Source organism: Sphingomonas sp. PP-CE-3G-477, assembly GCF_003050745.1.
GTDB lineage: Bacteria > Pseudomonadota > Alphaproteobacteria > Sphingomonadales > Sphingomonadaceae > Sphingomonas.
This window is the reverse complement of sequence record NZ_QAOF01000003.1, coordinates 203,985-230,121: the sequence shown is the minus strand read 5'-3', so window position 1 is coordinate 230,121 and position 26,137 is coordinate 203,985. Positions and strand designations below refer to the sequence as shown.

At 66.7% G+C, this 26,137-nt stretch carries 21 protein-coding genes; 8 read left to right on the top strand and 13 right to left on the bottom strand.

The annotated features are described in order from the left end of the window. Positions 1 to 129 precede the first annotated feature (129 nt). The 3 genes from C8J45_RS08365 (at position 130) to C8J45_RS08355 (ending at position 5,082) form a co-directional block, all read left to right on the top strand. Positions 130 to 3,306, top strand: coding sequence for an efflux RND transporter permease subunit (locus tag C8J45_RS08365; protein ID WP_107962797.1), 3,177 nt, complete (start codon positions 130 to 132; stop codon positions 3,304 to 3,306). Between the two features lie 10 nt (positions 3,307 to 3,316). Further along, positions 3,317 to 4,726 (top strand): efflux transporter outer membrane subunit, encoded by a 1,410-nt coding sequence (locus C8J45_RS08360; RefSeq protein WP_107962998.1) that lies wholly within the window; start codon positions 3,317 to 3,319, stop codon positions 4,724 to 4,726. 83 nt (positions 4,727 to 4,809) lie between these two features. Continuing rightward, positions 4,810 to 5,082, top strand: a complete 273-nt coding sequence (locus tag C8J45_RS08355) for a hypothetical protein (protein ID WP_146168591.1) — start codon at positions 4,810 to 4,812, stop codon at positions 5,080 to 5,082. Between the two features lie 22 nt (positions 5,083 to 5,104). Here C8J45_RS08355 and C8J45_RS08350 read toward each other — a convergent pair whose 3' ends face one another. Then, a complete protein-coding gene (locus C8J45_RS08350; RefSeq protein WP_107962997.1) occupies positions 5,105 to 5,362 on the bottom strand; it encodes a hypothetical protein in 258 nt (85 codons plus the stop codon). Between the two features lie 132 nt (positions 5,363 to 5,494). Between C8J45_RS08350 and C8J45_RS19165 the strand changes: the two genes are divergently transcribed. Both C8J45_RS19165 and C8J45_RS08345 read left to right on the top strand, forming a co-directional pair. Beyond that, positions 5,495 to 5,641 (top strand): hypothetical protein, encoded by a 147-nt coding sequence (locus C8J45_RS19165; RefSeq protein ID WP_181321158.1) that lies wholly within the window; start codon positions 5,495 to 5,497, stop codon positions 5,639 to 5,641. A gap of 57 nt (positions 5,642 to 5,698) precedes the next feature. Continuing rightward, entirely contained in the window at positions 5,699 to 6,751 is a 1,053-nt protein-coding gene (locus C8J45_RS08345) for a lactonase family protein (protein WP_107962795.1), read from the top strand. Here C8J45_RS08345 and C8J45_RS08340 read toward each other — a convergent pair. From C8J45_RS08340 to C8J45_RS08310, 6 genes are all read right to left on the bottom strand, one after another. Then, a complete protein-coding gene (locus C8J45_RS08340) occupies positions 6,744 to 7,019 on the bottom strand; it encodes a hypothetical protein (protein ID WP_107962794.1) in 276 nt (91 codons plus the stop codon). The two genes, C8J45_RS08345 and C8J45_RS08340, sit on opposite strands and share 8 nt — an antisense overlap. Before the next feature lie 132 nt (positions 7,020 to 7,151). After that, entirely contained in the window at positions 7,152 to 8,696 is a 1,545-nt protein-coding gene (locus tag C8J45_RS08335; RefSeq protein WP_107962793.1) for a DHA2 family efflux MFS transporter permease subunit, read from the bottom strand. Positions 8,697 to 8,970: 274 nt separating this feature from the next. Then, complete coding sequence (locus C8J45_RS08330; RefSeq protein WP_107962792.1) at positions 8,971 to 10,134, bottom strand: efflux RND transporter periplasmic adaptor subunit; 1,164 nt, start codon at positions 10,132 to 10,134, stop codon at positions 8,971 to 8,973. Continuing rightward, positions 10,131 to 11,540 (bottom strand): efflux transporter outer membrane subunit, encoded by a 1,410-nt coding sequence (locus tag C8J45_RS08325; RefSeq protein WP_107962791.1) that lies wholly within the window; start codon positions 11,538 to 11,540, stop codon positions 10,131 to 10,133. Before C8J45_RS08325 ends, C8J45_RS08330 begins: the two co-directional genes overlap by 4 nt. After that, complete coding sequence (locus tag C8J45_RS08320) at positions 11,537 to 12,007, bottom strand: MarR family winged helix-turn-helix transcriptional regulator (RefSeq protein WP_107962790.1); 471 nt, start codon at positions 12,005 to 12,007, stop codon at positions 11,537 to 11,539. The genes C8J45_RS08325 and C8J45_RS08320 overlap by 4 nt, the downstream gene beginning before the upstream one ends. Positions 12,008 to 12,411: 404 nt before the next feature. Beyond that, positions 12,412 to 15,936 (bottom strand): autotransporter outer membrane beta-barrel domain-containing protein, encoded by a 3,525-nt coding sequence (locus C8J45_RS08310; protein ID WP_107962789.1) that lies wholly within the window; start codon positions 15,934 to 15,936, stop codon positions 12,412 to 12,414. 180 nt (positions 15,937 to 16,116) lie between these two features. Between C8J45_RS08310 and C8J45_RS19160 the strand changes: the two genes are divergently transcribed. From C8J45_RS19160 to acnA, 3 genes are all read left to right on the top strand, one after another. Further along, complete coding sequence (locus tag C8J45_RS19160; RefSeq protein WP_107962788.1) at positions 16,117 to 16,389, top strand: hypothetical protein; 273 nt, start codon at positions 16,117 to 16,119, stop codon at positions 16,387 to 16,389. 119 nt (positions 16,390 to 16,508) lie between these two features. Then, a complete protein-coding gene (locus tag C8J45_RS08300; RefSeq protein WP_107962787.1) occupies positions 16,509 to 16,874 on the top strand; it encodes a hypothetical protein in 366 nt (121 codons plus the stop codon). Between the two features lie 244 nt (positions 16,875 to 17,118). Beyond that, positions 17,119 to 19,803: an aconitate hydratase AcnA gene (gene acnA, locus C8J45_RS08295; RefSeq protein ID WP_056051495.1), complete on the top strand. Its 2,685-nt coding sequence runs from the start codon at positions 17,119 to 17,121 to the stop codon at positions 19,801 to 19,803. Between the two features lie 558 nt (positions 19,804 to 20,361). Here acnA and mtnP read toward each other — a convergent pair. The 6 genes from mtnP to C8J45_RS08265 form a co-directional block, all read right to left on the bottom strand. Continuing rightward, positions 20,362 to 21,234 (bottom strand): S-methyl-5'-thioadenosine phosphorylase, encoded by an 873-nt coding sequence (gene mtnP / locus C8J45_RS08290; protein WP_107962786.1) that lies wholly within the window; start codon positions 21,232 to 21,234, stop codon positions 20,362 to 20,364. Continuing rightward, positions 21,231 to 22,622, bottom strand: coding sequence for an amino acid permease (locus C8J45_RS08285; protein WP_374956435.1), 1,392 nt, complete (start codon positions 22,620 to 22,622; stop codon positions 21,231 to 21,233). Before C8J45_RS08285 ends, mtnP begins: the two co-directional genes overlap by 4 nt. A gap of 304 nt (positions 22,623 to 22,926) precedes the next feature. Beyond that, complete coding sequence (locus C8J45_RS08280) at positions 22,927 to 23,280, bottom strand: iron-sulfur cluster assembly accessory protein (protein ID WP_107962784.1); 354 nt, start codon at positions 23,278 to 23,280, stop codon at positions 22,927 to 22,929. Between the two features lie 112 nt (positions 23,281 to 23,392). Next, positions 23,393 to 23,854: an SUF system Fe-S cluster assembly protein gene (locus tag C8J45_RS08275; protein WP_056057670.1), complete on the bottom strand. Its 462-nt coding sequence runs from the start codon at positions 23,852 to 23,854 to the stop codon at positions 23,393 to 23,395. After that, on the bottom strand, positions 23,851 to 25,065 hold the full coding sequence (locus C8J45_RS08270) for a cysteine desulfurase (protein ID WP_107962783.1): 1,215 nt from the start codon (positions 25,063 to 25,065) through the stop codon (positions 23,851 to 23,853). Before C8J45_RS08270 ends, C8J45_RS08275 begins: the two co-directional genes overlap by 4 nt. Beyond that, entirely contained in the window at positions 25,062 to 26,135 is a 1,074-nt protein-coding gene (locus C8J45_RS08265; RefSeq protein WP_107962782.1) for a SufD family Fe-S cluster assembly protein, read from the bottom strand. Before C8J45_RS08265 ends, C8J45_RS08270 begins: the two co-directional genes overlap by 4 nt. Positions 26,136 to 26,137: the final 2 nt, after the last annotated feature.

The following is a 26,137-nucleotide window of genomic DNA, read 5'->3' as shown; positions in this document are numbered from 1 at the left end:
CCCCGGCGAAGGCCGGGGCCCAGGTGGGATAGCGTTTCGATGTAATTATTGCGGTTCGCCCAACTGGGCCCCGGCCTCCGCCGGGGTGGTGTTGGCGCGTGCCCGCCTCCCTCTACCGAGGAAATTCCCATGCGCTTCTCGCGCTTCTTCATCACCCGGCCGATCTTCGCGGGCGTGATCGCGGTGATCATCACGATCGTCGGCGCGATCGCCTACATGACGCTGCCGGTGTCGCAATATCCCGACATCGTCCCCCCCACCGTCACCGTCAGCGCGACGTATCCCGGCGCCTCCGCCGAGACGGTCGCCGAAACCGTCGCCGCGCCGATCGAGCAGGAGATCAACGGCGTCGACAACATGCTGTACCAGTCGTCGCAATCGACCGGTGACGGCAAGGTGACGATCACCGTCACCTTCAAGATCGGCACCAACCTCGACGCCGCGCAGGTGCTCGTCCAGAACCGCGTCGCCGTCGCCGTCCCGCGCCTGCCCGAAGACGTCCAGCGTCTCGGCGTGGTGACGCGCAAGACGTCGCCCGACTTCCTGATGGTGGTGAACCTCGTCTCGCCCGACAACTCGCTCGACCGCGGCTATATCTCCAACTACGCGCTGACCCAGGTCCGCGATCGCCTCAGCCGTATCGACGGCGTCGGCGACGTGCAGCTGTTCGGTGCGCGCGATTACTCCATGCGCGTCTGGATCGATCCCGGCCGCGCCGCCGCACTCGACCTCACCGCCGGCGAGATCGTCGCCGCTCTGCGTGCGCAGAACGTCCAGGTCGCTGCCGGTACACTCGGCCAGCCGCCCTATGACAAGGGCAACAGCGCGTTCCAGTTGAACGTCGAAACCCAAGGCCGCCTGACCGATCCGAAGCAGTTCGCGGACGTCGTGATCCGCACCGACGCGCAAGGCCGCCAGGTCCGCGTCTCGGACGTCGCGCGTGTCGAACTCGGCGCGCAGGATTACGGCGCGAATACCTATCTCAGCGGCAAGCCCACGGTCATCGCCGCGGTCTTCCAGCGTCCCGGCTCGAACGCGCTCGGCGCGGCGCAGGCCGTCACCGCCGAGATGGAAAGCATGTCGAAGCGCTTCCCCAAGGGCCTCGAATACAAGGTCATCTACAACCCGACTGAGTTCATCGCGCAGTCGATCGACGCGGTGAAGCACACGCTCTTCGAAGCGATGGTCCTCGTCGTGCTCGTCATCCTCGTCTTCCTGCAGAAGTGGCGCGCGGCGATCATCCCGATCGTCGCGATCCCGGTCTCGCTGATTGGCACCTTCGCGGTGCTCGCCGCCGCCGGGTACAGCCTCAACAACCTGTCGCTGTTCGGCCTCGTCCTCGCGATCGGCATCGTCGTCGATGACGCGATCGTCGTGGTCGAGAATGTCGAGCGCAACCTCGAGCACGGGCTCTCCCCGTTGGAGGCGGCGCGTACGTCGATGGACGAAGTGTCGGGCGCGCTCGTCGCGATCGTGCTCGTGCTGTGCGCGGTGTTCATCCCGACCGTGTTCCTCACCGGCCTCTCCGGCGCGTTCTACCGCCAGTTCGCGGTGACGATCTCGACCGCGACGATCATCTCGCTGCTGATCTCGCTGACGCTGTCGCCGGCACTCGCCGCGATGCTGCTCAAGCCGACTGCCCCCGCGGACTCGGGCAACCGCCTGACCCGTACCGTTCGACGCGCCGGCGACGCCTTCAACCGCGGGTTCGAGCGGATGAGCGAGAGCTATGCCCGCCTCACCGCGCGCCTAGTCACCGCGCCGCGCCGGATGATGATCGCCTATGCCGCGCTGATCGCGGTCACGGTCGGCGTGTTCACGATCACGCCATCGGGCTTCGTGCCCGCGCAGGATCAGGGCTACTTCCTGACCGTCATCCAACTTCCGCCCGGCTCGTCGGTCGAGCGCACGGATGCCGTCATGCAGAAGGTCGCGAAACGCATCCTGCCGCTCGCCGGCGTCAAGGGCGCGGTCATGCTCGCGGGCTTCGACGGTCCGTCGCAGACGCTCGCCCCCAACTCTGCCGCCGCGTACATCCCGCTCAAGAGCTTCGAGGAACGCAAGAAGCTCGGCGTCACATTGGCCAGCATCATGGCGGAATCGCAGAAGGCGACCGGCGACATCACCGAAGCGCGCCTACTGATCGTCCCGCCACCACTGATCCAGGGCATCGGCTCGGCCGGCGGCTATCGCCTGATGGTGCAGGACCAGGGCGGCCACGGTTACGCCGACCTCGGCAAGACGAGTTACGCACTGATCGGCCAGGCGAACCAGACCAAGGGTCTCGCCCAGATATACACGTTCTTCGACACCGCCACGCCGCGCATCTTCGCCGACGTCGACCGCGCCAAGGCCAACCTCCTCGGCGTCCCCCCGGAGCGCGTGTTCGAGGCGTTGCAGGTCTATCTCGGCTCGGCATTCGTCAACGACTTCAACCTGTTGGGTCGCACCTACCGCGTCACCGCGCAGGCGGACGCACCGTTCCGCAATACCACCGCGGACATCGCCAACCTCAAGACGCGCTCCAACTCGGGCCAGATGGTCCCGGTCGGCTCGGTCTCGACGTTCAAGGACAAGACCGGCCCGTACCGCGTGGTCCGCTACAACCTGTTCCCCGCGGTCGAGGTCGATGGGGACACCGCCAAGGGCTATTCGTCCGGCCAGTCGCTGGTCGCGATGGAGAAGCTTGCCGATGCGTCGTTGCCCGCGGGCTATGCGCATGAATGGACCGGCATTGCCTACCAGCAAAAGGCCGCCGGCAGCACCGCCGCGCTCGTCTTCGGCATGGCGGTGGTGTTCGTCTTCCTCGTGCTCGCCGCGCAGTACGAGAGCCTGACGTTGCCGCTCGCGATCATCCTGATCGTGCCGATGTGCCTGTTGGCGGCGATGACCGGCGTGAACCTGCGGGGCATGGACAACAACGTCCTCACGCAGATCGGCCTGGTCGTGCTGATTGCGCTCGCCGCGAAGAACGCGATCCTGGTCGTGGAGTTCGCCAAGCAGGCCGAGGAACAGGACGGCCTCACCCCCGTCGAGGCCGCAGTCCGCGCGGCGAAGGACCGGTTGCGGCCGATCCTGATGACGAGCTTCGCGTTCATCCTCGGCGCGGTGCCGCTGGTGATCGCGACCGGTGCCGGCGCGGAACTTCGCCAGGCGCTCGGGACCGCGGTGTTCTTCGGGATGATCGGCGTGACCGGGTTCGGGCTGCTCTTCACCCCCACCTTCTATGTCGTCGCACGGGCGCTGGCGCTGCGGTTCGAACGCCGCCGTCCAGCCCCAGCCGCGACCCTTCAGCCAGCCGAATAGGACCAGCATCATGAAGTCCGCCCTCCTCGCGAGCCTCTCGGCGCTGACGCTCGCCGCATGCGCCGCCGGCCCCGACTATGTCGCGCCGATCACCCCACCCAAAGCGGCGGCGTCGTTCGTCACCGCGAATACTGCGACTGTCACGACCGCGCCAGATAATGACTGGTGGCGGATGTACCGCGACCCGGTCCTCGACAGCCTCGTCGCGGATGCATTGGCAGCGAACACCGATCTCCGCGTCGCCGTCGCGCGGCTCGACAGCGCCCGCGCGTCGTTGCGCGGCGCGAAGACCGACCGCGAACCCCAGGTGAACGCGGGCGCGAGCGGCAACTACGCCCGCACCTCGCAACTCCAGAACCTGCCCGGTCTCGACCGTGAGCGCGCCACCTACGACGTAGGCCTGGCCGTCAGCTACGAGGTCGATCTCGCCGGCCGAGTCCGCCGCAACGTCGAAGCCGCTCGCGGTGACGTCGGCGCCGCGCAGGCCGATGCGGACGCCGTCCGCGTCTCGATCGTCGCCGCCACCACGCGCGCCTATGTCGACGCAGCCTCGTCCGCCGAACGCCTGGCGGTCGCCCGGCGGATCGTCGACCTGCTCGACAAGTCGAATACGCTGACCGGCAAGCGCGTCGACGCCGGTCGTGCAGCCCGCCTCGACCAGGTCCGGATCGCAGCCCTGCGCGACCAGCGCGCCGCCAACATTCCGCAGATCGAGGCCGAGCGCCAAGCCGCACTCTTCCGTTTAGCCACGCTCACCGGCCGCACCCCGCAGGACCTGCCCGCAACCGCCGGCGCGCGCACCACCACGCCCCGCCTCGATCAGCCGATCCCGATCGGCGACGGCGCGGCGCTGCTCGCACGCCGCCCCGACGTCCACGCCGCCGAACGTCGGCTGGCCGCCGCCACCGCGCGGATCGGCGTCCAGACCTCGCAGCTCTATCCTCAGATCTCGCTCGGTGGATCAATCGGCTCGACCGCGCTTAGCGTTGGCGACATCTTCACGGGCGGCCCAATCCGCTGGCTGCTAGGACCACTCCTGAACTGGTCGCTCAACCAGTCCGCCGCGCGCGCGAGGATCGCCGGCGCCGAGGCGGACTCGCGTGGCGCACTCGCCAATTTCGATGGCAGCGTCCTCACCGCACTCGAGGAAACCGAGACCGCGCTGTCGAACTACGCCCGCGAACTCGATCGCCGCACGCAACTCCAGTCCGCGCACGACAACGCCGCGACCGCCGCCCGCATCACCCGCGCCCGCCAGCGCGAAGGCCAGATCGACTTCCTCGACGTCCTCGACGCCGAGCGTACGTTGGCGGATACCGACACCGACCTCGCGGCTGCCAACGCGCGTATTGCAGGCGCGCAAGTCGACCTGTTCCGCGCACTCGGTGGCGGCTGGCAGGGCGCGCCCAAGCCCGTTTGACGACCGGACCGACGCATTAACCACCTTCTGCAACAAGCGAGAAACTAAAACGCATCAATCCGGTCATGCCGATGGAGATCATCATGAACGACAACACTCTACCGACTGCGAACGCGGAAGCGTGGCGTGCGCAGGTCCAGTATCATCAGGATCGGGCCGAGCAGGAAAAGGCGCTCGCTCGCCGTTCGCAGTCGGACGCGGGTCGCGCGGCGCATTTGCTGCTGAGCGAGAACCATCTGCAACTCGCGGCGTCGGCCGAACTGGTCGCGGACATGCCCGACGCCGAACCGCCGAAGAGTTCGTCGTTGCAGCATACCGGCTGGTTGATGCGCGAGAGCTACGGCGACGCCACATAAGGCACCGGCATGACGCCTCGGCTCAGGCGATATCCGCCTTGCCCAGGTTGATGCCGTCGTACAGCGCCAGCAACGCGGTCACTTCCTCGACGACGGTTTCCTGCTCGGCGCGCCAGCGGGCGGTCGCATCGTGCTGCGGTACGCCGTCCTGGCCGTCATGCAGGGTAAAGCCCTGTTCTATCAGCCATATCGCGTCCGTCGCCCGCGAACGCTGCCGTCGCAGGTGATAGACCCATTGCTCGATGATCCCCGAAGGAACCAGTCTATCCAGATCGCCCATGGTGTCGCGGTAGGCCAAGGCCGACGGCAACGCCAGCCCGGGAAACGCGCTTTTGGTACGGAATTGCAGGGCGTTAACCGTCTCGCGAAATTCGACCGCAACATAACGGGTCCAACACGGGCGGAGATGGATATGCTTCCGCCGCCTTCCGTGATCGAGCGCCGTATGGACGACCAGTCCGTCCTCGCCCGCCGCGCGCCGAACGCCGGCGTCGCCCGGATGCACGAAGAGCTGGCCCTGCTGTACCGCGAGCAGTTGATCGGGCTGTTGAGGGTCTGAACGTCGACGGGCGGTCGGCGTGTGACGGTGCCGCGAAACGGCGTTAGGGACGGCGGCATGATCGAACCCGAGACGTCGCCTGCCTTCAACGACTGCCGCTGGATCGGGACCTATACCGGCGGTGGCGGGGCCGGTCTCTATCCGCTGCTGGATCACGACGATGGACTGGCGATCGGCGCTGCCTATCTTGACGCATCGAACGCCTCGTTCGGCGCGTACGCGTCGCGGTTCGATCTGCACTATCTGGTCGACGAGCGCGACGACGGGACCCTCGGCGTACACCGGTACGCGGACCGGGAGTGGCGTCGTCTCGCGCAAGTCACGACCGGCGGCGCGGCGCCCTGCCACGTCGCGCTCGACGCTACGCAATCCTGGGTCGCGGTTGCCAACTACATGAGCGGCAGCGTCGCGTTGTACCGGCTGGATGCCGGCGGACTGCCGATCGCCCCGCCCTTCGTGCACGCCAACAGCGGCAGCGGGCCTAATCCCGAACGCCAGCTTTCGCCGCACGCGCATTGGGTCGGCTTCGGCCCGGACAACCGGACGCTGTACGTCACGGACCTGGGCACGGATGAAGTACTGGCATTCCCGTTCGACGCGGAACGAGGGATTTTCGGCACGCCGTACACCGCGTTCGCCGCGCCGCCGGGGTCTGGCCCGCGCCATATGCTGTTCCACCCGCGTCACCCGCGCACGGCGTATCTCGCCTGCGAACTGACGAACACCCTGGTGGTCCTGGACGCCGACGATACCGGCCTCAGCGAACGCGCCACGCTGTCGACGCTTCCGCCCGCGTGGCACGGTGCGAATATCGTCGCGCATATCCGCGCGAATGCCGCCGGCGATCGGCTGTACGTGTCCAATCGCGGCCATGAGAGCATCGCCGTCTTCGCGCTCGATCCGCACGGCGACGCGACACCGATCCAGCATGTCGCCAGCGGTGGCCTGTCGCCGCGGTTCTTCATGATGTCGCAGGACGAGCGCCGGATGGTCGTCGTCCACGAACGCGATCACCGCGTCACGGTGCTCGATATCCTGCCGGACGGGACGCTCGCCCCGACCGGCTTGGCGGTCGCCGTTCCCGGCGCCGCATTCGCCCTGGTCAGCTGACGCTCGCGATCAGCAGCGTCAGTTCGTCGCGGACCGGGTTCGCCTCGGTGCGCAGCGGCTTGAGGTTACGTCGCTTGACCGGATAGGATGCGCGAACCGCCTCGCACAGGTCCCTGACCGATACGCGGATGCAGGCCCCCTCGTCGCACACCAGTCGTGGCTTGCTGATGGACTGTATGCAGGTCACCGGCGCACCGGCCCAGGCGGGCGCAGCGCTCGAAAAAAGGCATACGGCAGCGATCCGCAAAGCGGTGTTCTTGATCATCATGGTATCTGGCCCCCCACAGGCATTTCGTATCTGGTAAATGCAGCGTTAGGGGCCAAGTGGTTGCGATAACGTTTCTAATGGCGAGAAATCGTACGACCGCCTGCCGGTCGTAAGAAAACGACAAGCGACCGATCAATCCGCCGCGATCGGTCCCTGCGGCGGACTGGCGCGTCGCGTGAACCAGACGATGATGACCATCGCGAGGCACAGCCAGGCCGAGACGCGGAACAGGTCGGTCGACGCGAGCAGATACGCCTGCGCCACCATCTGCCGCGTGATCGCGCCCGCCGCCTGCACGTCGGTCAGCCCCATCCGAGTCAGCGCACCCTGCGCCATCTGGTACGGCGAACCGGTGCCGATCGCTTCCGACAACCGGCTCTGATGCAGCGTCTCACGACGATCCCAGGCGGTCGTGATGATCGACGCGGCGAAGCTGCCCGAGGTGATGCGCGCGAAGTTCGAGATCCCCGTCGCCGACGGCAGCCGCTCCGCCGGGATACGGTCGAGCGAGATCGTCAGCATCGCGAGGAAGAACGTGCTCATCGCGATCCCCTGCACCATCAGCGGCAGCATCAGGTCGTAGAAGCTCGCACCCGTCGTGTAGCCCGAGCGGAGGTAATAGGAGTAGCCGAACGACGCGAACGCCACCGTGGCGAGGATGCGCGCGTCGATCTTGCCGCTCAGCCGCGCGACGAACGGCGTCAGGATCACGGCCACCGCGCCCGATGGTGCGGCGACCAGCCCCGCCCAGGTCGCGGTGTAGCCGAGCTGCGTCTGCAACCACAGCGGCAGCAGCAGCGTGTTGGCGAAGAACACCGCATAGCCGAGACAGAAGGCGATCGTGCCGATCGTGAAGTTGCGGCTCTTGAACAGCGACAGGTTCACCGCCGGGTTGGCGTCGGTCAGCTCCCAGATGATCCAGCCGACAAAGCCGATCGCGGCGACCACCGCGGCGATGACGATCCGGTCCGCGGCGAACCAGTCGTCGTTCTTGCCGAGATCGAGCACGATCTGCAGCGCACCGACCCAGATCACCAGCAGGATCAGCCCGACCTGATCGATCGGCAGCTTCCGCGTCGGCGTGTCGCGCTTGCCGAGCTTGTTCCAGCACACGAACGCGCAGAACATCCCGAACGGCACGTTGATCAGGAAAATCCAGCTCCAGTGATAATTGTCGGAGATGTAGCCGCCGAGGATCGGTCCCATGATCGGCGCGACCAAGGTCGTCATCGACCAGATGCCGAGCGCGGTAGAGCGCTTGTGGACGGGGAAGATCGCGATCAGCAGCGCCTGGCTGCCGGGGATCATCGGTCCGGATACCGCGCCCTGGAGAATGCGGAAGCCGATCAGCGAGGGCAGGTCCCACGCGATCCCGCACAGGAACGACGCGATCGTGAACAGGAACACGGACACGCAGAACGTCCGCACCACGCCGAACCGGCCCATCAGCCAGCCGGTCAGCGGCACCGCGACCCCGTTGGCGACCGCAAACGCGGTGACGATCCAGGTGGAGTTGTCGCTTGAGACGCCGAGATTGCCGGCGATGGTGGGGAGCGACACGTTGGCGATCGTCGTGTCGAGCACCTGCATGAAGGTGCCGAGCGCGAGCGCGAATGCGGTGAGCGCGAGCGAGCCGCCGACGAGCGGGGCGGGACCGGCGCCGGAGGGGGCTGCCATCAGGTGGCACTCCGTTCGGACCGATGAGCCTCGACCAAGCCCCCACCCCGGCGAAGGCCGGGGCCCAGTTGGGGGACGAGCCTAACGGAAGGCAGCACGCCGTTACGACCACCTCTCCAACTGGGCCCCGGCCTCCGCCGGGGGGGTGGCCCCAACAAAGCAGACGGCCCGTTCCCTGTTTCCCCGCGAAGGCGGGGACCCAGACTGGGCTCCCGCCTTCGCGGGAGAACAAGGAGAACAGGACCGCACCGGAGTAATGGCCACCGCAAAATCATCACCGGTTAGCCGCGATGATCTGGCGGATCTTCGCATCGACCGCGGCATCCCCCTGCCCGGTCGCCAGCCCCTTGTACGCCGCCACCGCGGGCCGTCCGACCATCGTCCCCGACTTGTCGGCGGTATCGACGATCGCGTTCACCGACAGCCCGACCCGCAACGGATTGCGCCGCAGCTCACCCTTGTCGAGCGCGATCCGCACCGGCACGCGCTGCGTGATCTTGATCCAGTTCCCGCTCGCGTTCTGCGGCGGCAGCAGCGCGAACGCATTCCCGCTACCCGCGCCCAACCCGACGACATGGCCATGATACACCAGGTCATCCCCGTACATGTCCGCCGTCACCGTCGCCGCCTGCCCGATCCGCAGATCGCGCAACTGCGTCTCGCGGAAGTTCGCATCGACCCACACCCGGTCGAGCGGGACCACCGCCATCAGCGGTAGCCCCGCCGAAACCTGCTGCCCAAGCTGCACCGTACGCTGCGCGACCACACCATCGATCGGCGCGACGACGTGCATGTGGCTCCGCGTTATCGCCGCGCGACGATAGGCCGCGATCGCCGCCAGCACTGCCGGATTGTTCGACACCGTGGTGCCGACCACGCCGTTGCGCGACTGCGCCTGCTGGCTCCGCGCGAGTTGCAGCGTCGCGCTCGCGACCTTCACCTGGTCCGCGGCATGGCTCAGCTCCTCGCCCGAGATCGCGCCCTCGGCGGCCGCACCACGACGGCGCGCGAGATCGTTCCGCGCGCGCGCCAGTTCGGCCTCCGCCTGCACGACTGCGGCCCCGGTCTCGTTCACCTTCGAGAAGTCCGACCGCGTCGCCCGCACCGCCCGTGCGAGTTCCGCCTCCGCCGATGCCACACCGACATCGGAGGTCGCGGCGTCGAGGTCGATCAGCGGCTGGCCCGCCTTCACGACCTGCGTGTTGTCGGCATGGATCGCGGTCACCTGTCCCGGATCGCGCGCGGTGATCGCCACCACGTCGCCCGCGACATAGGCATCGTCGGTCTCCTGCTCGGGCGCCGCCAGCAGGAAGTGGAACACCGCCCACACGATCGCACCGATCACGACGACCACGCCGAGGATCGTCAGCGCGCGCTTGCGTGCGCGCGGATTGCCCGTCGGAGCCGCGGCGGGCGCCGGCGTTTGCGTATCGGTCATCGCATCATCCCCTGAAAATCATAACCACCACCCAGCGCCAGCACGAGCTGCACGCGCTGTTGCGCGGCATCGGCGGCGAGGTCGGCATCGGCCTGTTCGGCGGCCAGCGTGCGGACGTCGTTGTCGACCAGATCGAGCCGGCTATCGAGGCCGCTCGACACGCGGATCGCGTTCAGCCGCCCGGTCTCGGCATAGCCGCGCACCACCTCGCGCTGCCGCTGACGGTCGGCGTCAAGTGCCCCGATCCGCGCAACCGCGTCGCCCGCCTCGCGCACCGCGCCGATCACCCGGTCGTTATAATCCGCGGTCGCCAGATCGAGCGCGGCGGTCGCGCCCGCGAGGTCCGCCTTCAACCGGCCATTGTCGAAGATCGGCAGATGGACCGCCGGCCCGACGCCTACCGTGCCCGCATCGAGCGAGAACAGATTGCCGAGCCCGACCGCCTGGAATCCCGCGAGCGCCGCCAGATTGACGTTCGGATAGAACGCTTTCCGCGCAACCTGACGCCCGGCGGCCGCAGCCTCGATCCGCGCCTGCGCCGCTGCGATATCGGCACGCCGCGCGAGCAGGTCGGCCGGCACGGTCTTCGGCAACGGCAGCGCCGCATCGAGCCGCAACGCGGTCGCACCGATCGTCGCCGGATAATCCGCACCACGCCCGGCCAGCGCCGCCAGTGCGTTCTTCGCGAGCACCTGCGCCGCCTGCGCACGCAGCAACGCCTGCCGCGCCTGCGCCAGCAGAGTCGTCGCGGCCTGCGCGTCGAGCTTGCTCGCCAGGTTGTTGCGGATCCGCACGTTCACCAGTTTCAGCGAATTCTGCCGCGTCGCGATCGTACGCTGCGCAATACCCGCCTGCGCCTCGGCGCGTTCGAGATCGATATAGGTCTGCACGACCGCCCCCGACAGCGCCATCCGTGCCGCTGCGACATCGAGCGAAGCCGCGCGCACCGACGCCCGCGCGCCCTCGATCGCGGCCTTCTGACGCCCGAACAGATCGAGGTTCCAGCTGAGGTTCGCTGCGGTCGACCCGACGAACCGCGTCGACCCGGCATAGGGCGGCGGGATCGTATAGCGACCGCTTAGCCGCGCGAGTTGCTCCTGCGCATCGAGCGTCACGTCGGGGCCATTGTCCGCACGCCGCGTCGACAACACCGCCTGCGCCTGCGCGACCCGTGCCAGCGCCGCGTCGAGCGACGGGCTGCCCGCGACCGCATCGCGCACCAGCCGATCAAGCTGCGGATCGCCGAACGACCGCCACCAGTCGGACGCGATCACCGGCGCGGCGTCCGGAGCCAGCCCCAACGCATTGGCCGATACCGGCTCCACGACGGTCTTCGACGCCGGGATCGCGCATCCCGCGAGCAGCCCCGCCACCGTGATCGGGGCCAGGGCAGTGCCAATCTTCATGCGCGGCGTCCTTCGGTCAGAGCGTCGTCCAGCGTCGTGCGGAGTTTCTGCATCAGCTCGATCAGCTTCTCGATCTCGGCGCGGTCCCAGCCCGTCAGCAGGGTGTTCCAGTATTCGATGATCCTATCGCGACACCGGATCGCGACCGCCTCGCCGTCGGGCGTCAGCTCGAGATTGAGCACCCGCCGGTCGTCGCTCGCGCGCGACCGCGTGACCCAGCCGCTCTGCTCCATCGCGTCGACCAGCCGCGTCGTCGCACCCTTGTCGTGCGAAATATCGCGCGCGAGGTCGGCACACGTCGCCGCGCGACCGGCCATGATCGACATCAGCGCGGACCATTGCGTGCCCGACATGTTCTCCGCCGCGAACACCGGCTCGATCAGGCTCTGCCCGATCTGATGGATCCGCCGCGCGAGGTAGCCGAGCGAACAGTCCGGCCCGAATTCCGATTTGGTGTAGAACGTCATATCGTTGCCATGGCAACCATTGCTTAGGCAGTCAATTGCGCGTTTTGCATGTTGAGTTTTGGACGGCGGACGTTCGCGGTGCGCGCGTTAGCCTGATGTGGCACTACCCAGTCGACCTGGTCCGACGGCAGCCCGGCCATCGCTAGCGACGCGGTACGATAGGTCGTCCACGCGCGCTTCCCCCTCCGTCATCCTGACGAAAGTTAGGATCCAGGGTAACGGAGGACCGTCCATTGTGGCTCTGGATCCTGACTTTCGTTAGGATGACGGACTTAGGGATGGCCACGCCCTAGAAGCGCCCGGTTCCCCGGATCTCCAGCAGGCTCGGCCGCGAATACGAAAAAGGGCCACCCGCATGAGCGGATGACCCTTTCGCCATTCCAACGATCTGGAACTGCTCCCGATCAGAAGCGGATCTTGATCGAGCCCTTGTACGACTGGTTCGACACGTCCTTGCGCTCGACGGTGGTGTCCGCACCGACCGAGATGTCGACGCTGTCGCCGACCAGCGTCAGCCCGGCGCTGATCTCGCCCCAGTTCTTGTCCTGCCCGGCCAACCCGAACAGCGCGTTCGGACCGATCCCACCGACGAAGTTCGCACCGAACACGCCCGGCGTCGACTGGAAGTCGTGGACGTAGTTCGCGGCGGCATAAGGCCGGAACGAACCACTGCCGCCGAGCACCAGCCCGGCGCGACCCTGCAGGCTGTCGAAGCTGTCGCGATCGACGAACAAAGCCGGTCCGCCGCCATTCTCGATCGACTTGCCGAAGCCGATATGGCTGGCGCGCATCGACACGCGCGGGCCGACCTTGAGCATCGACAGGTCGAACGCCTTGCCGAGCCCGACCTCGCTGACGACGGTCAACGCATTGTCAGTGCCACGCAGGCGGTAGTTGGTGCCGACGAAGCCGACGGTGCGATCGGTCTTGGCGACGAACGCGCCTGCGCTGAACTGCGTATCGAGGATGATCCCCGATGCGGTCTCCAGTTTGCCGTACAGCGTGCCCTGGAACAGCTCGCCCTTCGCGCGCTGCGCGATCCCGCCGGTGGTGCCGTCGGTGTTGGTGTACGAGAACGAGAAGCCGATCACGCCACCCTCGCCAGCCTGCTTCTCAAGCCCCACAGCCGCGAAATAGCCGTCGAACTTGTCATGCCCGCCGAACGGATTTGTCCCCGGCATCGACCGGCTCTTGCCGTCGACATAGCCACCCGCGATGAAGCCGCTCATGTCGTCGGGCAGACGACCCTGCTGCAACACGGTGCCGCTCGAGTCGCTCATCGTGTCCTGCCCGCCGGGAAGGTCGCTCGCCATCAGCGAGGCGACCTGGACCGGCTTGCCGATCAACGCGAGCGTACCGCCGAGCCCGCCACGCGTATCGATCTGCGCGATATGATCCCGGTAGAAGCGCGACATCGTGTCGATCGACGCGACGCCGAGGCTCGACTTCAGCGTTTCCGCCCGCGGTGCGAGGCCCTCCAGCGTCGAGCGGATCGTCGCCGCGTTCTGCAGGTCGAGCGAACCATAGACGTTGCTCAGCGCCGCATAGTTCGAACGGTTCTGGTCGAGCAGCCCGGCATAGGCCGACTGCACCGGCGTCGCGGCCACGACGTTCCGGTACTGACCCGCGAGGATCCGGACCTGCACCGCGTTGGCGCTATAGACATAGCTCGGCGTCAGGATCGCACTGAGCGGCGTCGCAGCGGCGAAGCTGCCGGTGATGCCACCCTGCGCGGTCACGATCGTGTACAGGTCGTTGTACCGGATCGTCTGACCGGTGGCCGGCGCGAAACCGACGCGACCGCCGAGATTGGCGATGCCGTTGGTCGCCACGCCCGCCGCGTTGAACGTCGTCGCGGCGAAGGCGAGCTTGTCCGACGTACCGTTCGGCCCGAGATCGATCAGCAGGTTGGTGCCCGAGGCGAGCACGCCGTTGCCGCCGATCGTCAGCGTGCCGATCGTCCCCGTCGTGCCGGGCGCGATCATGCCGGCGACGCTGGTGAAGAACGGCGTGTTGATCCGGCCCGAGCCGGTCAGCATGCCCGACAGCATGAAGTAATCGCCCGGCGTCGAGATGACGCCGTCGTTCTGGACGACGCCCGTGACCTGATTGATGGTCATCAGGCTCCGCAGCGACCCCGCCGACGTCACCGCCAGCTTCGCCGTGCTGCCCGCAACGGTGAACTTGTCGACGGTCACCGACGAACCGAGCGTGGTCGTGCCGGCCGCCGACAGCGTCACGTCGTAATAGCGCGCGCTACGCTGGATCGTGCGATCCGGATCGATGTTGTTCGGCACGAAATTGGTCGCGCCGGGCAAGCCGTTCGCCAATGTCGGCGACAACACCGCAAGCGCCACCGCATCGCCAGCCGCCTGCGCGACATCGTCCGCGCCCGCCAGCAGCGTCGCGCTGCCCTTGCCCGAATGCGCGACGGTTTCGAGGATCAGGCCTTCGGCGGCCGCACCGGGTGCCGCAACCGTGTTGACGACCGCCGCAACGGCTGGCGTGCCCGTGCCCGTCGTCACCGGAACCCCGTCGACCGACGCGACGCCCGTCTTCACGTCGACGCAATCGCTCTGGAAACAGACCTGGCCGAACTTGTTGCCATCGCCGGCGATGCCTGCGCCGGTCGTGGTCGGCACGCCGTTGACCAGCTTGCCGTCGACGATGATCTGATAGTTCGGATCGAGCGCGGTCACCCAGTGCGCAGCATCGGTCCACTGCCCGTCACCCGCCTTGGTCTGCGCATACCGATACGGATTGTTCGCCGCGATATAGTCGGAGAACAGATACAGCGGCTGATAGAAGCTCTCAGTGCCGTACGCGCCGAACGGCTGCGCGGCGAAGAAGCGGCTGCCACCCGACAGAACGCCGATCACGACCTGCTTGGCAAAGGTGCGATCGAGGATCAGCGGACCACCCGAGTCTCCGCCGGCGGTCGTGCCTTCCTTGGGAAGCGCGTTATCCTTGAACAGGTTGAAGTCGAACGGGCTCGCCGCCGCGGTACCACGGCGAGGATCGTCGAAATCGAGCTGGTACAGGTTCTGCGGCAGGCCGCTGGTCGACCCGAACAGGAATGCGTCGCGGTCGTCGAACGAGCCGAGGATGCCGATCGTGTTCTCGGCGATGCGGCGACGGTAATCGACGCCGTTGGTGTCGCCCGTCAGCGTGCCGCCCTGCCCGTTGCGGCCATAGCCGGTGATCGTCACGTGATAGCCGGTGCCGGTCGTCTCGCTGATCGTCGCAGGCGCGGGCAACGCCGACAGCAACAATGCCCAGGTCGGCACGTTGGCGGCGGGCGTGTCGAGCGTCGCGATCGCGACGTCGGCCTGAAGAAAGTTCTGCGCCAGCCCAAGCTTCAGCGAGTCGGCGTTATAGACGACCTGATTGACGTTATAGAGGAAGTTGGCGGTGTTGGTCTTGTACTGCTGCGTATTCGCCGCGCCGGTCGCGGTGGTCGGCAGGAACCAGTCGAGCAGCGCCGGACGGTTGTTCTGCGCGAAACCGAACGCGATCGGAATGCCGCCGCCCTGTGCGCCGTAGCCCCAGGGGTTCTGTGCGCCCGTGCCGGCGCTGTTCTCGTTCACGCAATGGGCGGCGAAGATGACGGTGCGCGGATTGATCAGCGTCCCCGTGCACAGACCGATGCCGCCGCCACCCGTCGAGATCGTCATCTGGCCAACGCCGTTCACGCCGCCGGCGATATCCTGCGCGGTCGTCGGCGTACCGGGTGCCGAGATGACGATGCTGGGCGTATTGATGAGGTCGGCCGGATTCAACGAACTGCCATAGCCGATCGATTCCGCGCCGGTGGGTCGATCCTGCGCCGCAGCGATCGTCGGCAGCGCGGCCGAGGCCAATAGAGCAGTGGACGCGAGCAGGCCCGAACGAACATGGCCAAGCATCGAACGCGTGGAAGCGAATATCATCAATTATGTCCCCCGTGCGTGCCGCCCTCCCCGGGACGTGCACCACAACGGAAGACTATTCAGACCATTTTGGGAACGCAATCAGCGAAGGGTCGACAATGAGGTCGGTGTAACAATCCGTCACGGATGCGCCAAAAATGCAACACTTCCACCAACTTAGGACAGAGAAGGTGCCTCAGCGTGATCGCGGGTGAACGGGTAGGGACATCGACCCGATCCCGCCAGCCGAAGCGTACCGCGGCGAAGAACGTCGAACGCCATGGTGCACGCGCGGCCTGGATATGGGCGTGCCGGTCAACCGTCCCATGCCAACGGCCGGTCGAGTTCATCGAGGCACTGGGCCAGCAACGCACCGACGAGGTGATCCCGTCGCTCGTCGGCGATCAGCAGCGCTCGTGCGACCGCATCGCGCAACGCCTCGGCATCTTCTCGCTCAACCGCCATGCGCCCTGATCGGCGCTCCGGCGGGAGGCCGCAATACACCAGGTTATAGCGGCGCCAACTGACTTGGATCAGCCACAAAATTGCCTTTACGCTATGGCGTGCCGTCTTCGCCGCGCTTAGCATCCGCCATGGCAAACAAAACCGAATCGGCACAAACAACGTCCGCACAAACCGCCGAGAACCTCATCCACGTTCGCGCCTTGCGGTCGGAGGTGTTTCCCAGCGAGATCTTCGACGAACATGCCTGGAACATGATGCTGCGCCTGTTCGTCGCGCAGGCAAAGGGCGATACTCTGTCCGAGACCCAACTGATCACGCTAACCGGAACGCCGCCGGGCGTCGGCCAGCGCTGGCTCGCGCACCTCGTCGCCGACGCGCAGGTCGCGCCCTATCCTGAGGGTGGCGCGGTGACGCTGACACCGTCCGCGCTGGACCGCATGGAAGCGTTCCTGCGCGACGCCAGCGGCATCCACCAGACCGACGGACCGGCCTGACTCTAATAGCGCGCCGCCGAAAGCCCGACGCCGCACGCGAGCCGAGCCGAGCCGAGCCGAGCCGCAGGGGGTCGCGAAGATTACCGCGTCGCACAGGCACCCGCGCCCTTCCCCGATGCGTTCCCCCTTGCTAAGGCCCCTACGGTAACAGCATTTTTCGCTCGGTCCCCGACGCGCCCGCGTGGCCTATACGGCTGCTTTCCCCTCGGCGCCCGGCGGCCCGACGCCCACGGGAAGGACCCCTATGACTGCCATCGGCCAGGACACCCTCAAGACCCGCACCAGCCTCTCCACCGGCGGCAAGTCGTACGACTATTACAGCCTCGCCAAGGCGTCGGAACAGCTCGGCGACATCAGCCGCCTGCCCTTCTCGATGAAGGTCCTGCTCGAGAATTTGCTGCGCTTCGAGGACGGCGTGACCGTCACGCGCGAGGATATCCAGGCGATCGTCGACTGGCAGAAGGAGCGTCGCAGCGACCGCGAGATCCAGTATCGCCCGGCGCGCGTGCTGATGCAGGACTTCACCGGTGTTCCCTGCGTGGTCGACCTCGCCGCGATGCGCGACGCGATGACCAAGCTCGGCGGCAACCCCGAGAAGATCAACCCGCAGGTTCCCGTCCACCTCGTCATCGATCACTCGGTGATGGTCGACGAGTTCGGCACCCCGCAGGCGTTCCATGACAACGTCGACCTCGAATATGAGCGCAACATCGAGCGCTACGAGTTCCTGAAGTGGGGCAGCAAGGCGCTCGACAATTTCCAGGTCGTCCCCCCCGGCACCGGCATCTGCCACCAGGTGAATCTCGAATATATCGGCCAGGCCGTCTGGTCGTCGGCCAGCTCGGGCGACCACGGCGACGGCACGATGATCGCGTATCCGGATACGCTGGTCGGCACCGACAGCCACACGACGATGATCAACGGTCTCGGCGTACTCGGCTGGGGCGTCGGCGGGATCGAGGCCGAGGCCGCGATGCTCGGCCAGCCCGTGTCGATGCTGATCCCTGAAGTCGTCGGCTTCAAGCTGCTCGGCAAGCTCAACGAGGGCATCACCGCCACCGATCTCGTGCTCACCGTCACGCAGATGCTGCGCGCCAAGGGCGTGGTTGGCCGCTTCGTCGAGTTCTTCGGCCCCGGCCTGTCGTCGATGACGCTCGCCGATCGCGCGACGATCGCCAACATGGCCCCCGAATACGGCGCGACCTGCGGCTTCTTCCCGATCGACGACAAGACGCTCGACTATATGCGCCTCACGGCACGGTCCGATGAGAACGTCGAACTGGTCGAGGCCTATGCCAAGGCCAACGGCTTCTGGCGCGACGAGAACGCCGAGGATCCGGTGTTCACCGACACGCTCGAACTCGACATGGGCACCGTCGTCGCGTCGCTTGCCGGCCCGAAGCGCCCGCAGGACCGCGTCAGCCTCAACAAGGTCGACGAGGTGTTCAACAGCGACCTCCACAAGCTGTACCACAAGGAGCAGCCCGCGCGCGTCGCGGTCGAGGGTCGCGAGCATGACATCGGCGACGGCGACGTCGTCATCGCTGCAATCACCAGCTGCACCAACACGTCGAACCCGTCGGTGCTGGTCGCCGCCGGTCTCGTGGCCCGCAAGGCCAACGCACTCGGCCTCAAGTCGAAGCCTTGGGTGAAGACCTCGCTCGCCCCCGGTTCGCAGGTCGTCACCGACTATCTCGACAAGGCTGGCCTCACCGCGGACCTGAACGCGCTCGGCTTCAACCTCGTCGGTTACGGTTGCACCACCTGCATCGGCAACTCGGGCCCGCTCGCGCCTGCGATCTCGGCCGCGATCAACGAGAACGACCTCGTCGCCGCATCGGTGCTGTCGGGCAACCGCAACTTCGAAGGCCGCGTCTCGCCCGACGTCCGCGCCAACTTCCTCGCCTCGCCGCCGCTCGTCGTCGCCTATGCGATCAAGGGCACCGTCACGACCGACATGATCGAGACCCCGCTGGGTCAGGGGTCGGACGGTCAGGACGTGTATCTGCGCGATATCTGGCCGACCAACGAGGAAGTCCGCACGACGATGGACGCCAACATCGACGCCGGCATGTTCGGCGCGCGCTACGGCGACGTCTATGCGGGCGACGCCAAGTGGCGCGAGATCGACGTCACGGGCTCGGACACCTACGCATGGCGCGCAGGGTCGACCTATGTCGCCAACCCGCCGTACTTCGAGGGCCTCAGCATGACGCCGTCGCCGGTGCAGGACATCATCGACGCCAAGCCGCTCGCGATCCTCGGCGATTCGATCACCACCGATCACATCTCGCCGGCCGGTTCGATCAAGGCCGACAGCCCCGCTGGTCGCTTCCTGCAGGAGCATCAGGTCAGCAAGGCGGACTTCAACAGCTATGGCGCGCGTCGCGGCAACCATGACGTGATGATGCGCGGCACCTTCGCCAACATCCGCATCAAGAACGAGATGGTCCCCGGCATCGAGGGCGGCATGTCGAAGTACGACGGCGAAGTCATGGCGATCTACGACGCCGCGATGCGCTTCAAGCAGGACGGCACCCCGCTGGTGATCGTCGCCGGCAAGGAATACGGCACCGGCTCGTCGCGCGACTGGGCGGCCAAGGGTACCAACCTGCTCGGCGTCCGCGCGGTGATCACCGAAAGCTTCGAGCGCATCCACCGCTCGAACCTGGTCGGCATGGGCGTGCTGCCGCTGCAGTTCGCCGAGGGCACCGATCGCAAGACGCTCGGCCTCGACGGGTCTGAGACGTTCACGATCCTAGACGTGGCCAGCATCCGCCCGCGCCAGGACGTTACCGTGAAGATGACCCGCGCCGACGGGTCGAGCGAGACGTTCCAGACCAAGTGCCGGATCGATACCGTCAACGAGCTGGAATATTTCCTCAACGGCGGCATCCTCCACTACGTCCTGCGAAAGCTGGCCGCGTAAGGCTGCAACGTCGTCCCGGAGCGGTCCGGGACGACGCCAACGCTTCAACGCCAACAACTACCGTCATCCCAGCGAAAGCTGGGATATTCCCGTGAGGCACACGTCGCCCGCCACGAGGAATATCCCAGCGCTCGCTGGGATGACGTGTATTGGCGGATGATGAAGGACGATCTGCGCGAGCCGACGAAGGCCCCGCACTCGCTCCCAGAACGAAAAAAAGGCGGGGCGATCGCGAGGATCGCCCCGTAGTTCAGGGAGAAGACCGGGACAGGGGAGACCCGGTCAAATCGCCGTCCACAGGGGGAGAGGGAGCGGCGACGCTCTCCCCTTCGCCGCGTTATGTTGCAGGAATATGTCGAACGCGGCGAATGACGAACTTTTCACAAAGCGCGGCCAACCTTGTTCTCCCGCGAAAGCGGGAGCCCAGGGTTCCAAGCGCCATCGCTAGCGCCCCCTGCCCTCACCCTCGCCGCCTTCGCCGTCTCCCCCTCTCCCATCGGGAGAGGGAAGGAGCCCGCCGGCTCTTGCCGGTGGGAAAGGTGAGGGCAAGGCCAAGCTTCAGCCCCGAGAAAGCGCCCGCCCCGCCACGGCATCCAGCTTCGCCACCAGCGCGGGATCGCGAGCCTCCCGCGCCGTAATGATCGCGCTATCGAGGCACGTATCGATCGGCGAAGCCTCCCGCTCCACCGGCAACGCGCGCAGCAGCGCCATCACCATCGCCCGAGCCTTCGCCGCATTCGCACCAAGCTGCGCCACGACCTGCGCGACATCGACGCCCACCTCGTCCTCGCGCCAGCAATCGTAATCCGTCACCATCCCGACCAGCGCGTACGGAAGCTCCGCCTCCCGTGCGAGCTTCGCCTCCGGCATCGCGGTCATCCCGATCACGTCGCACCCCCATTGCCGGTAGAGCCTGCTTTCCGCGCGCGTCGAGAATTGCGGACCTTCCATCGCGAGATACATGCCGCGGTCGTCGACCTGCGCGCCCGCCTCCCGCCCGGCCTCGGTGGCATAGCGCGACAGCCGCGGGCAGACCGGATCCGCCATCGACACATGCGCGACAAGGCCCGTTCCGAAGAAGCTCGACACACGGCCCTTGGTCCGATCGATGAACTGGTCGACCACGGTGAAACTCCCCGGCGGCCGCTGCTCGACCAGCGAGCCGACCGACGACACCGCCAACACGTCCGTTACGCCAAGGCGCTTCAACGCATCGATATTCGCCCGCGCGTTCAGCTCCGAAGGCGAGATCCGGTGCCCCCGCCCATGCCGCGGCAGGAACGCGACTCCGACACGCCCGACTCGCCCGGTATAGATCGCATCGGATGGCTCGCCCCAGGGCGTCTCCACCGTCTGCCAACGCCCGTCCTCGATCCCGTCGACCGCATACAGTCCCGAGCCGCCGATGATCCCGATCGTCCAGCCACTCATTCGGCCAGCGCTCTCGGCCGCGCATAGACGAAGTAGATCACCAGCCCGAGCAGGTTCCACAGCCCGAAATACAGCTGCGTCTTCGAAGGCAGGCTGAAGAAGAGGTACAGGCAGCCAAGGATACCGATCGCCCCGACCAGCGTCGCTGCCGGTGCCCGGAACGTCCGCAAGGCGTCGGGCGCGCGGCGGCGCATCACCAGCATGCACGCACAGACTGCGACGAAGGCAGCGAGCGTCCCCGCGTTGGCCAGCGCGGCAATCTCGGCGAGCGGCAACAGGCCTGCGATAACAGCGACGATCGCCGCGGTGATCCACGTGATGCGGACGGGGGCACCTCGCCGCGACACCTTGGCGAGGCTCAGCGGGAGCAACCCGTCGCGCGCCATCGTGAAGAAGATCCGGCTCTGGCCGAACAGGAACGCGAGCAGCACCGTCGGCAACGCAATGACAGCGGAAGCACCGAGGAATGTCGCGAAGCCCGGCCGGCCAATCTCGCGAAGGATCAGCGCGAGTGGCTCTGCGCTCCCTGCGAAACGCGTGTAGGACAGCGCGCCGACGGCTGCCACCGCGACGAGGATGTAGATCGCGATGCACGCGACCATCGACCCGACGATCCCGATCGCGAGATCGCGGCCGGGGTTCTTGGTCTCCTCCGCCGCGGTGGAAATCGCGTCGAAGCCGTAAAACGCGAAGAAGATGATCGCCGCCGCCGCCATCACGCCGCGCTCGGCCCCGTCGGGCTGCACGGCCTTGGGAAAGCCGTAGGGCATGAACGGGTGCAGGTTGGCGCTGTTGAAATAATGCAGCGCGATGAACACGAACACGGTCAGCGCGATCATCTTCACGCCGACGAGCACCGCGTTCAGCGTCGCACTCTCACGCGTGCCGAATGACAGCACGCCGGCGACGACCGCGATGATGAAGATCGCCGGCACGTTGAGTATACCGCCGAGTTCGGGGCTGAGTGTCAGCGCCTCGGGGAAGCCGAACGCGCCGCGCAGCAACGGCGCGGCATAGCCCGACCAGCCGACTGCGACGGTCGACACCACGAGGGAGTATTCGAGGATCAGCGACCAGCCGATCACCCACGCAATCAGCTCGCCGAGCACGACATAGCTGTAGGTGTACGCGCTGCCCGAGGCGGGGATCATCGTCGCCATCTCGGCATAGGCGAGCGCCGCGCAGGCACAGATCCCGCCGGCGATGATGAAGGACAGGATCACCGCAGGCCCGGCAAGCCCTGCTCCTACGCCGATCAGCGTCAGGATACCGGTACCGACGATCCCGCCGACGCCCATGGCGACCAGATGCGGCCACGATAGCGTCCGCGCGAGCTGATGCTCGGGCGGCTGCTCGGTAACGATTTTTCGGCGAAACAGACTGGCCACGGACATCCCCTCTTGTTGGGCGGGGAGTGGCACAGGACGGGACCGGGGGGCAAGGTCGGCAGCCAACCACTCGCCCCAGCGAGAACCTACTCCCCGGCGGAAGCCGAGGTCCAGTTGGCAAGGTCATCGTGGATGCGCATCGCTATGTCAGCAGCGTCTCCCAACTGGGCCCCGGCCTTCGCCGGAGTGGTAGAAGAGGAGCCAAAATCGAACGTGAGTACGCTCGTCCTTGTTCTCCCGCGAAGGCGTGAGCCCAGCCTCGGTTCCCACCTTCGCGGGGACCCAAACTAGCTAACGCTGGAACTCAAACGGTGAAGCTTTCCCCGCACCCGCACGCGCCCTTGGCATTCGGATTCTGAAACACGAACCCTGCGGTAAAATCGTCCTCCACCCAGTCCATCGTCGACCCGATCAGGTACAGGATCGACCCGCCATCGACGAACAAGGTCCCACCCGGCGTATCGATCCGCTCGTCGAAAGGCTTGGCCTCGGTGACGTAATCCACCGAATAGGCCAGCCCCGAACACCCGCGCTTGGGCGTCGACAGCTTAACCCCGATCGCATCCGCCGGCGCGCGCGCCATGAGATCGGCGATCCGCGCGTGCGCCGTCTCCGTGAGGTTCAGCGCCGCCGGCCGTGCTCGCAATGTCGTCGCCATCACCAATTCCTTCTGCTCCCCTCCCGCCCGCGGGAGGGGTCGGGGGAAGGCTTGAACAGCAGCGTTCCGCTCTCCCCTCCCCTAACCCCTCCCGCAAGCGGGACGGGAATGATTACAGCATGCCCAGCTCGAGCTTCGCCTCGTCCGACATCTTCTGCGGATCCCAAGGTGGATCCCAAACCAGGTTCACTTCCGCGAACCCGACCCCCGGCACCGACCCGACCCGCATCTCGACCTCCGCCGGCATCGACTCCGCGACCGGACAGTTCGGCGTCGTCAGCGTCATCGCCACCACCGCATGCCCGTCCTCGGTCACCTCGACGCCGTAGATCAGCCCCAGATCATAGATGTTCACCGGGATCTCGGGATCGTAGATCTCCTTCAGCGCATCGATGATCGCATCGTACACCGCGCCACCGGGCTCGCCGGGCGAATCCACCTGCGGCTTCTGCGCCAGGAAACCCGCAAGATAATCGCGCTTCCGCTCCGCGTCGGAGTCCGTCTCCATCACGACGCGCGCCTTGGGCGGCGATGCGACGGCATCCACTTCCTCGATCTCGAACCGATCGCTCATCCGAATATCCTCGTTACTCGCTCGATACCGCGCACCAGCGCCTCGACGTCCGCCGGCCCGTTATACACGCCGAAACTCGCGCGTGCCGTCGCCTCGACGCCCAGCGCCTCCATCAACGGCTGCGCGCAGTGATGGCCGGCACGGATCGCGACGCGCTCCTCGTCCAATATGGTGCCGATGTCGTGCGGATGAACCCCCTCGATCGTGAAGCTCACGATCCCCGCCGAGTCCGCCGGGCCATACAGCCGCACCGAATTGATCCCCGACAGCGCCTCACGCGTGGCGGTCACCAGTGCAGTCTCGTGCGCATGGATCGCGTCGAGCCCGATGCTCTCGACATAGTCGATCGCCGCATGCAGCCCAAGCGCACCGACGATATGCGGCGTCCCCGCCTCGAACCGCCCCGGGGGCGGCGCATAGGTGGTTTTCGCGAACGACACCTTGTCGATCATCGACCCGCCACCCTGGTACGGCGGCATCGCGTCGAGCAGTTTCGGCTTGGCCCACAGCACGCCGATCCCGGTCGGCCCGTACAGCTTGTGCCCAGAGAACACGTAGAAATCGCAGCCGATCGCCTTCACGTCGACCGCGATCCGCGGCACCGACTGGCACCCGTCGAGCAGGATCTTCGCGCCGACCGAATGCGCGATCTCGGTGGCGCGCTTGGCATCGAGCACCGAGCCGAGCACGTTCGAGACATGCCCGAGCGCGACCAGCTTATGCGCCGGCGTGATCATCCGCTCCATCGCGTCGAGATCAATGCGGTGGTCGGCCGTCAGCGGCAACACGTCGATCGCGACGCCGCGCGCTTCCGCGACCATCTGCCAAGGCACGATGTTCGAGTGATGCTCAAGCATGGAGAGCAGAATGCGATTGCCCGCCTTCAACTGCGTCCCGGCCCAGCACTGCGCAACCAGATTGATCGCTTCGGTAGCACCACGGACGAAGACGACCTCGTCCGGCGACCCGGCACCTATGAACCGCGCGACGGCTTTCCGTGCAGCTTCGTAGGCGACCGTCATGTCGGCAGAACGCTGGTACACGCCGCGGTGCACGGTGGCGTAGGTCTCGCCATATGCGCGCGTGATCGCGTCAACTACCTCCTGCGGCTTCTGCGCAGTCGCGGCGGTATCGAGATACGCCCAGCCCTCCGGGATCGCGGGGAAGTCCGACAGGCGATCCAGGGGTCGAACGTCGGCGATCACGCTCATAATGCCCGCTCCAGCCACGCATCCGCATCCGCCACGAAAGCCTCGCGCACCGTCTCGTCCGCGATCTGCACGAACGCATCGCCGACGAACGCGCGCGTGAGCAGCGCCTGCGCCTTGGCATGCGGGATCCCGCGGCTCTGCATGTAGAATAGCGCGCGCTGATCGAGTTCGCCGACCGTCGCGCCATGCGCGCACTTCACGTCGTCCGCGAAGATCTCCAGCTCGGGCTTCAGGTTCACCGTCGCGGTACGCTGCAACAGCAACCCGCGGAGCGACTGCACGCCGTCGGTCTTCTGCGCATCGCGCGCGACCTCGACCCGCGCCGCAAGACTTGCGGTCGACTTGTCCGCAGCCACCGCACGCCAGATCTGCTTGCTCTGCCCGTTCAGCGCCGCATGCCGGACCGACACTGCACACTCCTGCCGCTGGTCGTTCCGCGTCAGCAACGCGCCGCCATATTCGGCGAACGCATCGTCACCCGTCACCGTGATCGCCCCATCGATCCGCGTCCCGGCATCGCCCGCGCCCAACACAGTAACGATCAGGCTCGCCTCGGCACCGATCTCGACCTCGTCGCGCAACGACACGAAACCACCGGCCTGAAGCAACCGCACCGCGCGCGTCAGCTTAGCGCTCTTGCCAAGCATCATTCGCGTAGACCGGTTCGACCAGCCTGCCCCGACATAGGTCTCGACCACCGAAGCGCTCGCGCCGTCAGCCAGCACGATCTCCGCCGGAAGCTGGTTCTCGCCACCGGGCGCAATGTGGACGATCTGGAGAAGCTCAACGCCGGCGTTCGCCTCGACCCGGATCGACCAACCGTTGCCCGTTGTACGACGACCGAGCGCATGCTCGCCGCCATGGATCGCCGTCATCGTGACGTGGCGCAGATCGCTTCGACCCTGATCCAGCACGCCGTCAACGAACAGCGCACGCGCACCCGGCAGGTCCATAAACCACGCATCCGCGTCCAGCGCGGCGCCGCGCGGCAGTCCGGCCGCGGCCGCAATCGCCGCCGGATCACCCCAGCGCCACGATTCCTCGCGCGTCGAGGGAAGGTCGAGCAGCATCG